Below are 11,757 nucleotides of genomic sequence, written 5' to 3' on the forward strand. Positions count from 1 at the left end.
CGAGCGATTTCGGCAACGACGTAGGCCGGCGTCGGCAACGGCCTCTGGATTGATTTCAGCGCTCAGAAACTCGACGAGTGGACCTCTCGATCCATCGACGCTCTCAGATCTGGTGCACGGTCGCGTCAGAATGATCCTCGTTGGCGCATAGCAGATCGCTTGATCCCCGCAAATTGTCGGCTGCGCGCTTCCTTAAGCCACAAGGCAGCGCCCGGAATTCCAACGCGACACGCTCTCGCGACGATGTCAGCCGGTTCGACGTAAGAACCGTGGAGGCATCCATGTAGATTCAGTCGTAGAAGCGTCCAGAACACGCCTTCCGTCGCCTCGATCGGTTCTGGAGGAGGAGCAGCTCAGGTTCTGCTTCACATCCATCTGTTGTCCTGTCGGAGGCTGCTTCGCGGCTGTTGGCGGTCGCAGGTCCGTTTCGCTGCCGAGGGCAGCGAGAGTCTTCGGTTGCCGCAGGGCCGTGCCTCCATCCGAAGGATCGATATGTCTTTTCTGGTTCTGCCGGGCGGGGTGCGAGCACCCCGTACCCCCTGGTACGGGCATCCCCCCCTTCGGGGGGGAATATCCACCATATACATGTCGAATCGTGATTGCCTCGGTATTCGAGGCGTTTTGGCTCGTCGACGTCATCGTACGACGCACCTCTTCGATGGCTTTGCCGATCAAGCCTTCCGAGACACCGATTTCGGTGGCGACCTGCTTCCGCGTCAGGCCGTCGCGAACCAGCCACAACGCGCGTTTTCCAAGTTTTATTCGCTCGGCTCGCTTCGTCTCATGCGAGGTCGCGCCGTTCTTAAGTCGACGCGCTCGGCAGGCTTCGACGTTCCGGATACGACGAGAGGATGCATCCAGCAGGACCCTTAAGCCGGCCGCCTGCATCTCTTCGTTGGAAATCGAGAGCCACCGTACGATTGTCTCGGCTTTCATCCGATAGCGGGGATCGAGTTCACGTCCTTCAAATTCGACGGATTTTCCGGCCGCTGCATCTTTGGCTCGTCGGATGATGGAACCCATGCGGGAGCGGGCTTCGCGTTCGCTCCAACCCGAGACTTCGCACGCGAGTGCCACAATCTGGCCTTCGAGCGCGGCGGCCGGCGTCACCCAGGACAACGCCATGGATGCCACGAACAGCCAAGTATCACGCTGACCGACGGGAAGCCGCCCAAAGGCAGAGCTGTATCGGTGCATCCGGAGGCGTTCGAGATCTTCGAGGATCGTCTCGGCGTAGCTCGCTGAATCTCGTCGCACGGCCGATTTCCGGCCCGTCTTCGATGTCGCTCGTCGCTTCGCACGCTCCGCACGGAGGGACCTGATTTCGGCTCTTCTCATAGGCAGAATTTCATCAGCCATGGAGTCGAATTCATAACGATATGGCTTCGCCAGTTCGGCGCCTTGGATCCAAATCAGATGGACATGGCCGCGGCCGTTCTTCGCCTTCGGATTCCAGCTCCCTGCGAGGCGCAGCACCCGGGAGGCATCCTTTGCGGCAGGATCGGCGCCGAATGACTGCAAAGCCTGCACAAGTCGCTCCTGAACCAGATTCCACCTTCTAATCGCCGTCGGAGGCAGGAGATCATGAAGCCAAACCGCATGGATTCCGTTTCCAGAATCCATTGCAAAAGAAGGTGGCGGTATGCTCGCATCGTCGAGCGCGGCCAGCGCCGCTCGCAAGACCACGAGCGGATCTTTGCCGTTCCATCGCGACCTCGCCTTGTAGTCGAGGTCGACGAAGCAGCAGCCCAGGGCTGCAAGATTCCAAGTCTTCCGGGAATTCGGCTTCCGGAATGACTGCATCGAAAAGTACAGTTGGTTGACGGTGCCTTGGTGCCCTGATGCTATCAGGGATTCCGCTTCAACCTCGGCATTTACCAATCTCGACGACCATTGCTTCCAATTGTATTCGCGACCAGCGCCGTCGCGCCACCTGACGCCTTGCCCCCAGATCACGAAGCCCCTACGAAGCCGAGTACCTCGCTGGTTGGCGGGATGAACCGCCCGAATATGCTGAGCGGGGCCGAAGGCCGTCCGTTCGTTCGCATCGGCGAAGCGGAATCGTGGAAGAGAGACTGATGTTTTGAGTGTGTCGTTGACACAAGACGAGGCCGAAGCCAGCATTCGAGTTGCTCCACAGATGACCCCGGCGAGCGGCTTCCGACCGCAATGACCCGGGGTCTATCTCTTGATGATTGGAGCGGTCGACGCGCGATGCAAGCGAGCACCAGGGCCAGGACGTTCGGATCCAGGTAGCGATCCTTCATTTGAGTAGAAGTTTCGGAAAGATGGCTCGCAGATTTCGAGCGGATGAGCTTTGTCCGCCGGTGGCTCAATCAAATTTCAACGGTTGATTCCGTAACTGACTTTTCAGTTACGTTCTGTCGAGTGTGGAATGCGGGCTGTTGAACTTTTCGCGGGCGCGGGCGGGATGAGCCTCGGCCTGATGCGTGCCGGTATCGACGTCATTCAAGCGTACGATTCTTGGAAGCCGGCAATCGATGTCTATCGAAGAAATGTCGGTCCGCACGTCTGGCAGATGGATCTCAAGGACATCTTCCACGTCGGGCCTATGATCGCTTCCCTCGCTCCGGACATGATTGTCGGTGGCCCTCCCTGCCAGGACTTTTCGGCCGCCGGAGAGCGCGTCGAGGGTGAGCGAGCGGCGCTGACCAGGGCGTTCGCCATGCTCGTCGTGATCGCGAGACCAGAATGGATTTTGATGGAAAACGTCCCTTTGGCCGCTCGGTCGCAGTCCTGGGTTGACTCTCGAGCGATCATCGTCAAAGCGGGATATGGCCTGACCGAAGCAAGACTGGATGCAAGCTTCTACGGTGTGCCGCAGCGACGACGAAGACTTTTTGTCGTGGGCAGGCTTGGTGAACAGCACGGCTTTCTGGATTCTGCTATTGCTGCCGCTCGATCTGAACGAGCCATGACGATGCGAGAGATGTTGACGAATGACGTTGAGGATCTTCGATTGCTTCGCGCCGGCGCGTTCTTTACTCGACCATACTACGAAGGACGAGGTGTTCGGACGCTGGACGAACCAGCGCCGGCCGTGATCAGGACGTCGCGAGAACGACCCCGTCCGAAGTATTTGAAGAATCCACACCCGGACGATCCGATTTCGGCGATCGATGCGGCCCTGCTGACCCAACAGCAGGTCTCTCGGATCCAAGGCTTTCCGTCGGATTGGGACTGGTCTGCCGCGACATCAAGAGAGGTGGACCAAATGATCGCGAACGCGGTGCCGTCTCCGTTGGCCGAAGCTGTCGCTCGGGTGATCCTCGCAAGGGAATCTGGCGAGACTATCCCTGCGCTTCTGGGTCGATTTGGCGTCTGGCTGGCCGATTCGCGTGGGTACACGAAGGCGGCAGTTCGCAATGCCAAAAGTCGGCTCAACCGTACACGTCGTCTGCTCGACGGACGGACCTTCAAAAACGGCGCTCTTGAACTTGCTGCGCTCGAAGAGGTTGAACAATTCAAGACCATGCCCACGGGCACGCGATCCGATTTGAGGAAGTCGCTTGGATTGTACAGAGAGTGGCTATCCCAGCCACCGATCAAACGACGTGCCAACTCACGTTCGGTCGGGATGACGGATCTCCGGCCCCCTTTGGATTGCGCGGCGAATCATCCAAAAAGTGAGCCGAACACTTGGTTTTCAACCGAGGGTAGGCTATCGGTTTGATCTGGGGGGTAGGCGGATGCCGATCAGCGGAAACGAGGATTTGCTCGCAAACGCGAATCCATCGAAGAGTTTCTTTATCGCGATGCTGACCAGGGATATCGACCTGGTCGATTGCATCCTTGATCTATTGGACAATTCCGTCGACGGGATCGGAGAGGCGGCGCGACGTCAGGGCGTCCAACTGGATCATGATCAACCATTTGTCGGCCACCTAGTCGAGATCTCCTTCGGTCGCGATAGCTTCCGGATTTCCGATGCCTCGGGTGGCATTCCGATCCAAGTCGCTGAGGACTATGCGTTCCGCTTCGGTCGTCCAGACGATGCGCCACTTCTTCAAGAAGGGACCATCGGTTTGTATGGTATCGGCATGAAGCGCGCCATGTTCAAGATGGGAAATTTGGTCGAAATAAAGTCCAGTACAGGCTCGGAATCCTTCGAGCTGAATCTCAATGTCGATGAATGGCGTCGTGATCCTCAAATACGCTTGGAGCACGGTCGTCAGCTCGTCGAGTGGTCGTTTCCTCTCACGCGTGTGGTCAGGAATGGCAGTACGGTGCCGGCGGGTACCGTGATCGAAGTCAAAGAGCTCTACCCGGGAATCGGCAGACAGTTTGACAGCCCAGCCTTTATTGAGCGTTTGCGCCGAATGATTGCCCGCGACTACGCCTTCATTCTTAGTCGCGGATTGAAGGTGAGGGTAAACACCGCAGATATCGTCCCCGTGATGCCTCGAATGCGAGTAAGTGACGAGTTTGCCCCATTCAAGCACGTTGAAATTCATGAGGGCGTAAAGATAGAGATAACCGCGGGTTTGGCGGATCCGCCTCCTGATGACACTTCCGCGACTGCACGAAATCCAGATAGTGGCGTGTACGGCTGGTATGTAGTCTGTAACGATCGCGTCGTGGTGAGCGCCGACAAGTCGTCGGATACTGGGTGGGGCATGAGACCGGTGCCAGCTTGGCACCCGCAGTTCATCGGCTTTATGGGCGTTGTTCGCTTTGATAGTGCCGAGCCTAGCAAGTTGCCATGGAAGACGACGAAGCGAGATGTTGAGGCGAGCAATACCTTCTATCAACTAGCTCTTCCCACAATGATCAAAGCGACCAAACGGTGGGTTGACTACACAAACAAAAGGCGCGCCGACGCCAAGCGTTTGAAGAAGATGGAGAGGGCTGCGAAACAGGTTCCTGTTTCCAGGATTACGGTGAGCGAGCAAATGCGTCTGCCTATGACGACCAAGAATGACGTCGTCGTCATTGAGTATGTGCGGGAAGCGGCAGATGTCGAGGCAGCTGCGGAAGCATTGGGAATCGTAGGTTCTTCCCCGACCGAAGTTGGCATTCAGACGTTTGAATATTTCTTCAAGCGAGAAGTCGTGCGATGAGCAAACGTTCATTTGAAGCGATCAATTATATGCTCCGTCCCAACAAAAACGTCGAGCGCAAGCTAATTGTAGCTACGCTAAAGAAATTGCAGCCTCAGTTCGACATTCCGAAGTTCAGATACGTGGGCTTCGGCTCAATGTGGTTTTCCGATTTCGTCCTGGTCCATCGCTACCTGAATATTTGCGATCTGATCACAATTGAGAATCAGAAGAGCAGAAAAAAGCGAGTGGAATTCAACAAGCCGTTCGCCTGTATCGAGGTGCGGATGGATGAAGCGGCAATTGCCCTGGGCGATGTTCTTGACGGTAAGCAGAGCATAGTCTGGCTAGACTACGACGGTCCGCTCAAGAGTGCAATGACTGGAGACCTCGAAACGGCGGTGGGCGAAATGGTTTCTGGAAGTATGCTTCTGGTCAGTGTCAATGCTTCGGTCGATCAATTGCGAAACCAGAAGCTTCAGGGTGAGGAGGTGGAAGCCAATGTATATCTGGCGGACATTTGCGAGAATGAGGAGCTTCTCAATAGTGAGCTCCGACTGACAGCTAATGAGTTTCCCGCTCTAGCTGCGCAGATACTGCACGATCGGATTAAGTCTGCGGTTCTGGAGAAGAAGCCGGGTTGTGAGTACGTGCCGATCTGGTCCTATCGGTACGCCGATGGCGTGACCATGGTGACTGTCGGTGGGATGATTGCCGATCATATGGATCGAGACAAATTGCGGGCCTCAGACGCTTCCACCTTTGCCGCTGCCACTGGACGTGAGTTGTTTGATATCGATTTGCCAGTTCTCACTGAAAAGGAGAAGCGCGCTTTGGATAAGCTTCTCCCTTCGGAGGAGGGACTCGATCCAAGGAGATTGGAGTTTGAACTGCGACCAAGCGAGGTTGCGGCTTATCAGCGTTTCTACTTGGAGTATCCCATTTTCGGCGAGCTTGTTGGGTGAGGACAAACCTTCGGTCTTCGAAGGCAGGGACGAGCCGAAATGACCCTTGTTGATCTCTTTTGCGGTTGTGGCGGCTTCTCGTTAGGAGCGCACAAGGCTGGCTTCGATGTTGCAGCCGCATTTGATGTCGATGCCACACTGACCTCGTCGTTTCATGCGAATTTTCCAAAGACGCGTTTGTATCTACGCGACGTGGGAAAGCTCACGGGTGTTGAGATCACAAAGTTGCTCGGGCGGTCAGTAACCGGCATATTCGGAGGACCGCCATGTCAGGGTTTCAGTGATATCGGCCGACGAGATGCGAGTGATCCACGTCGAAAGCTATTGTCGCACTTCTTTCGGATCGTATCCGAGTTGAAGCCATTGTTCTTCGTCATGGAAAACGTGAGGGGGTTGGTTTACGAGGATTCCCGAGGGGTTCTTGGAAGCGCCATCGAGCAGGTTGCCGGTCAATATGATATCTTGGGTCCCCTGATATTGGACGCGGCGGACTTCGGTGCCGCTACTCGTCGACGCCGAGTATTTGTGGTTGGCATACACAAAAAGGCTAAGTCTCCTCTGTTGTTGTCGGATATTCGTGCCTTCGAGCGGCCGGCTGCGACGGTGAGGTCGGCGATCGCGGATCTTGTTGATGCAGAACCTCTCGGGGTCCGAGAAGACAATTTCGATTACTGGCGTATCACGAGGCGTGGTCGTCCTTCCGAGTATGCGCGTTCGCTTCGTAGCCACGACGGGCTTTTTGCGAGCCATCGAATGGTGGAACATAAGGCAGACGTTGCCCGACGGTTTGCTTCGGTTGCACCAGGTGATACCGATCCTGTAGGTCGTCATCCGCGATTGGCTTGGGATGGGCAATGCCCGACGCTTCGAGCCGGTACAGGCGCTGATAAGGGGTCGCGGCAGGCGGTCCGTCCACTTCACCCAGAAGAGCCGCGGGTCATAACTGTTCGCGAGGCGGCTCGATTGCAGGGCTTCCCGGATCGACATATTTTTCATCCGACGATCTGGCATAGCTTTCGGATGATTGGTAACAGCGTGTCGCCAATTGTTTCCCAGGCCGTCTTTCTGTCGATCCGAAAGAAGCTCGGTCTTGCCTCCATTGCGGGTCTCGTCGGTGAATGAGGAATGGTTGATCGCCTGAGCGTTCAGAGAAGGTCCTGGCTGATGTCCCGGGTAAAGGGACGTGATACACTTCCTGAATTGGTGGTGAGGCGCGCAGCTCATTCTCTGGGGTTGCGGTTTAGAATCCAACAGAAGGATCTTCCCGGCAAGCCGGATCTGATTTTTCCTCGTTGGCGTATTGCGATCTTCGTTCATGGCTGCTTCTGGCATCGGCACCGCGGCTGCAAGAAGGCAACGATGCCGAAATCCCGCAGGCAATTCTGGCGGACCAAGTTTGAGCGCAACGTAGCGCGAGATGAACGAGTGATCCAAGAACTCGAGGGTTGCGGTTGGCGGACACTTGTAGTCTGGCAGTGTCAGACAACTAACTTGGCTGCTCTGAAAACAATTCTATCTGAGTTCTTTGGATTGAAGCAGAAGATCGATGAAGTGCAGCCCGATGGTTTGAAATGAAGCGTGAAGAGGTAACTGACGAATCGACCTGCTGCCTCCAAGTGAAGATTTGCCTTTTATCGTTTTTTTCGCGAAAGGTAGGGTGAGATATCGACTCCCGGAAAGTCGACTCGCTCGATGACGGCGGTTTCGAAATCTTCAAGTTTGGGGTTGTTGTAGTGACCTTGGGCGCCGTCGATCAGGTGGCCCATGATCCTATCCTTCGTTCGGTCGGGAGTAAGGGCTCTCGATAGGGCAGCCGAAAAATTGTGTCGAAGACTGTAGAAGGAGGTGGCGGCAGTCTTCGCGCCGGCGCGCTGGAGGTCGCGATTCAGGCGCTTTCCGACCGCAGAAGAATAGTATCCGTACCGATCTGTCCGAAGGCGTGGGAAGAGGCGAACGAATTTGGGGTGTTCACGGCGTTCTTCGACCAAATCGATGAAGCCGGCTGAAATGAGATCATCGTGAATCGGAATCTGCCGACGTGCGGATGCCGTCTTGAGCTTCAGTCTTGCGACGGCCTTGTCCTTCGGCTTGAGTCCTTTCACGGCTCGCTCGATCTCGTCGCGGTCATAGACCGTCAGCAGATCGATGTGCCAACGTCGATTGTGCATGACGATCCGGCGGGGTTCGATTTGGCAGAGTTCATTGAGCCGGGCGCCGGTGTACAGGGCCAAGATGGGCAACCAATAGTCTTCGGTGGCGCGGGAACGCGTCCGGACGATGTAGCGGAAGTAGGCGCTAATCTGATCAGACGTGAAGGCAAGACGACCTTCATCCGGCCGCTCGGTGCGGCGGCTTTCGCGCGTTCGCGTCGAAACGATTCCGACCGCAGGGTTCGCCGGAATCAATGAATGGCGGACAAGGTGTGTGAAGAAGGTCTTCACAGGTGTCAGATAGTCGTCGTCCACCGTCTTGTCGTCGATAACATCGAAAGGCCGCAGGCGCTTCTCGTTCTGTTCGGTAGCGACAGCAAGGTCATATGTCTTAAACCGGTCGTAGGCGCGCTTCGGCGTTCGATCCAAGATGTCGCGATACCGCTCGAAGTCCTGTCGCGTGTACTCCCGGAGAGGTTTATCACCGATCGTTTGAATGAAGTTCTGGATCCTTGGCCCGATCGTCGAAACATGCTTCGTGCCGCCAAGATCCTTAGCCTTCGCCGCGACGTACGCTTCGACTTTTGTAGACAGCAGATCAGACGACCATTGATTTTTATGCACGTTCTGAACGTCGTCGCGAAGTTTCCCGAACTCGTTCATAAACACCGCCCGCAAGTCGGCGAACTCGTTTGAGCGCGCCTTAGCCGGCGCCGCCCGCAAGGCCGCTACTCGGTCGCTGATTGCAGAGATGCGATCAGCAATCCCGGAGAGTTGCCCCAGTGTTTCGACCTTCGACTTGTAATCGGTCACTGCGGCCTGAATGGCGTCTGCCTGCCGCCTGGCCTTCATGATGGCCTGCTGGCCTTCCGCGAGACCCATAGCGTCGTCGAGCATCCGCAGCAGGAGAGCGCGGTCGGGCTGATCCGGATCATCTGCATGAGCTTGTCGAACTGCGTCCGACCACTGGTCCATTGCCACTGCCAACCTCATTGCCCGCTTCCGGGCCTTTCTGCGGTCGCCGGTCCGGAGGCTCACCGCGGCGTCGGACGAGCCGACATGAGCCTTCAATTCGGTCGGGATCGATCGGCGGAACCAGTAAACGTCGCCTCGTTTCCATAGGTACATAACGGCCTCGAAACGTTACATCGAATTGTAACAGAATCGGGGTTCCGAAGCTGGCTGTTGATAAATGAAATCAAAGAGTTAGGCGTGGCGGAAGGGGTGGGATTCGAACCCACGGTACCCTTGCGGGCACGCCGGTTTTCAAGACCGGTGCCTTAAACCGCTCGGCCACCCTTCCAGCTTGGTGCGATCGTCCTCGGCTGCGTCATGAGCGCGAGGCTGCCGGCTGCGGTTGTCGCGGCGCCAGCCACGTCTGTTTAGGGGGCATTGCCCGGCCCGGTCAATGTCGGGAAGGGACGAATCGTGTTCCCCATGCGGGGAGGATCGTCACGGTCTGCGGCTTCGCCGGCCGCAGCTCGCCCATGCCGCGGCCCCGACCGGTACGGCCAAAGAGCAGCGGCGTACCGGCTCTGAGCAGTAATGCTCGGAATTGAGCATTAGTCTTGTCAAGTTGGCTTGTCACCCGCCGCGAGCCAGATCCCGGGAAGTGAGTCTGTTGGAATGCGCCAGCCCGCGTTTGACGTTGGTCCGAACGCCGACCAGAACGACTATCCGCTCAATCGCGCCCCCGTCATTCACACCCGTGATCCCGAAGCGATGCGCGAGGCGATGCTGTCGGTGTATGGCGCCCGGGAGTTCACGGCCGAGGCCGAAGGGTTCGAGGGCTTCGGCAGCTACGTCGCGTTCGAGGCCGCCGGGCTCGGGTTCTGTGCCTATGCGGCGCCGGCGGCCGCCGAATTCGGCGAGACCGATTTCGCCCGGGTGCAGATCGCGCTGCGCGGCAGCAGCCGGACCTCCGCGGGCGCGTCCAGCGTCGATCTCGATCCGCAGCATTGGTGCGTGTCGTCGGCGGCCACGCCGACCCGGATCGAATTCGGTGCCGACTATCAGCAGGTGATCCTGCGCATCCCCGATGCGACCCTCACCGCGACGCTGGAGGCGCTGCTCGGCGTCAAGCCGCGCGGCAGGCTGACGTTTCAGCCCGATCTGCCCGGCGACCGGGCGGGGGCGGGCGCGCTGCGCGACCTGATGATATACGCCGCGCGCCACGTCGATCCGGCCGCCCCGGCGCTGCCGCCGCTGATGCTGCGCGAGATCCAGCAGGCGCTGGTGGTGTCGTTCCTCAGCGTGGCGCGGCACAATTACAGTGGCCAGCTCGACCGCGACGCGCCGGATACCGCTCCCGACTACGTCCGTGTTGCCGAGGAGTTCATCGAGGCGTCGTGGAACAGGGCGATCACCATCGTCGATCTGGCTGCGGTCACCAATGTCGGCGTGCGCAGCCTGTTCAAGGCGTTTCAGAAGCACCGCGGTTACTCGCCGATGGCCTTCGCCAAGGCGGTCCGGCTCAACAAGGCGCGCGAGCTGCTGCTGTCGGGCGAGCCGTCGCGCTCGGTCACGGCGGTGGCGTTCGCCTGCGGCTTCACCAATCTCGGTCATTTTGCCAACGACTACCGGCGCCGCCATGGTGAGCTGCCCTCCGAGACGCTGGCGCGGCGGCGCTGAGCGGCGCCGGCGGCTGCCGCGCTGCTCCGCCGAGTTGCGCATAGGCAGGCGGCGTGGTCTTGGCTAACGATACCGCCAGAGTCATCGATCGGGCGCGCCGCGGGCTGGCGTGGGAGCGGCAGGGCCGGCTAAGGTGAACGAAGGCGGCAGCATCGGGCATTCCAGCAACCTCGTCGGCGTGCCGATGCGGTTCCTCACCGGCGTCGGCTTCAACGATGCGCCGGTGCCGCTGCACATCGCCGGCGTGCGCGAGATGAACCCCAGCCTGTTCGAGATGCTTGCGGAAGCGCGCGATCTGCCGGAAGCCGGCGAGGCGTTCGCCTGCTACATGACGGCGCTGTTCGGGATCGATGCGGAGCAGCGCGTCCGCGGCCGCGACGGCCGCCGTCGCTTTCGCTCGTCCTATCTCGATCTGATCAAAGGGTGGGGTTTCGACAGCAACGGCGCCGAGGGCGCGGTGCTCAAGGGCTGGGTGGAAAGCCGGTTCGGGCTGTTTCCGACCTTCCACAAGGAGCCGATCCGGCGGATCGCCAGCCCGGTGTGGACGGCCTATGTCGAAGAAAAGATGTCCAGCCGCTTCCACAACAATGCGATTCTGGTTCAGCTCGACCTGCTGTACGAATTCTGCCAATGGGCGCTGACGCATTTCGCCGCCACCGGCAGCACCCATGTCACGCTGTATCGCGGCGTCAACGACTTCGACGAGCACCAGATCGTCGAGCGCATCGACAAGCGGCACTCGATCATCCGGCTCAACAACCTGACCTCGTTCACCTCCGATCGCGGCATCGCCGACTGTTTCGGCGACACGATCCTGACGGTCCGCGTGCCGGTGCCGAAGATCCTGTTCTTCAACCGGCTGCTCGCGATGAATCCGTTGAAGGGCGAAGGCGAGTATCTGGTGATCGGCGGCGACTATCGCGTCACCGCGAGTTACTTCTGAGAGGGCGC

Annotated in this window: 9 protein-coding genes and 1 tRNA gene; 7 read left to right on the forward strand and 3 right to left on the reverse strand. The window is 58.4% G+C overall.

All coding sequences use genetic code 11. From position 1 onward, the window contains the following. Positions 1-246: 246 nt before the first annotated feature. Positions 247-2,124, reverse strand: a complete 1,878-nt coding sequence (locus DWA33_RS24990) for a hypothetical protein (RefSeq protein ID WP_147270274.1) — start codon at positions 2,122-2,124, stop codon at positions 247-249. A gap of 271 nt (positions 2,125-2,395) precedes the next feature. On the opposite strand from DWA33_RS24990, the gene DWA33_RS21360 reads away from it, so the two are divergent. From DWA33_RS21360 to DWA33_RS21380, 5 genes are read left to right on the forward strand one after another with little or no spacing between them, the layout of a single operon-like run. Further along, positions 2,396-3,694, forward strand: a complete 1,299-nt coding sequence (locus tag DWA33_RS21360; RefSeq protein WP_114360519.1) for a DNA cytosine methyltransferase — start codon at positions 2,396-2,398, stop codon at positions 3,692-3,694. 16 nt (positions 3,695-3,710) lie between these two features. Beyond that, on the forward strand, positions 3,711-5,081 hold the full coding sequence (locus tag DWA33_RS21365) for an ATP-binding protein (protein ID WP_114360520.1): 1,371 nt from the start codon (positions 3,711-3,713) through the stop codon (positions 5,079-5,081). Beyond that, positions 5,078-6,025, forward strand: coding sequence for an O-methyltransferase (locus DWA33_RS21370; protein WP_116080238.1), 948 nt, complete (start codon positions 5,078-5,080; stop codon positions 6,023-6,025). Before DWA33_RS21365 ends, DWA33_RS21370 begins: the two co-directional genes overlap by 4 nt. Before the next feature lie 39 nt (positions 6,026-6,064). Beyond that, entirely contained in the window at positions 6,065-7,147 is a 1,083-nt protein-coding gene (locus DWA33_RS21375) for a DNA cytosine methyltransferase (RefSeq protein ID WP_114360522.1), read from the forward strand. 3 nt (positions 7,148-7,150) lie between these two features. Continuing rightward, positions 7,151-7,600, forward strand: coding sequence for a very short patch repair endonuclease (locus DWA33_RS21380; RefSeq protein WP_114360523.1), 450 nt, complete (start codon positions 7,151-7,153; stop codon positions 7,598-7,600). Between the two features lie 56 nt (positions 7,601-7,656). Here DWA33_RS21380 and DWA33_RS21385 read toward each other — a convergent pair whose 3' ends face one another. Both DWA33_RS21385 and DWA33_RS21390 read right to left on the reverse strand, forming a co-directional pair. Then, positions 7,657-9,303: a site-specific integrase gene (locus DWA33_RS21385; RefSeq protein WP_114360524.1), complete on the reverse strand. Its 1,647-nt coding sequence runs from the start codon at positions 9,301-9,303 to the stop codon at positions 7,657-7,659. A gap of 85 nt (positions 9,304-9,388) precedes the next feature. After that, positions 9,389-9,478, reverse strand: a tRNA-Ser gene (locus tag DWA33_RS21390). 323 nt (positions 9,479-9,801) lie between these two features. Between DWA33_RS21390 and DWA33_RS21395 the strand changes: the two genes are divergently transcribed. Beyond that, on the forward strand, positions 9,802-10,806 hold the full coding sequence (locus tag DWA33_RS21395) for an AraC family transcriptional regulator (RefSeq protein WP_114360525.1): 1,005 nt from the start codon (positions 9,802-9,804) through the stop codon (positions 10,804-10,806). A 133-nt stretch (positions 10,807-10,939) separates the two neighbouring features. Further along, complete coding sequence (locus DWA33_RS21400; protein ID WP_181902437.1) at positions 10,940-11,749, forward strand: NAD(+)--dinitrogen-reductase ADP-D-ribosyltransferase; 810 nt, start codon at positions 10,940-10,942, stop codon at positions 11,747-11,749. The last annotated feature ends 8 nt before the right edge of the window (positions 11,750-11,757 follow it).

Origin of the sequence: Rhodopseudomonas pentothenatexigens (assembly GCF_900218015.1) — a bacterium.
Classification (GTDB): Bacteria; Pseudomonadota; Alphaproteobacteria; order Rhizobiales; family Xanthobacteraceae; genus Rhodopseudomonas; species Rhodopseudomonas pentothenatexigens.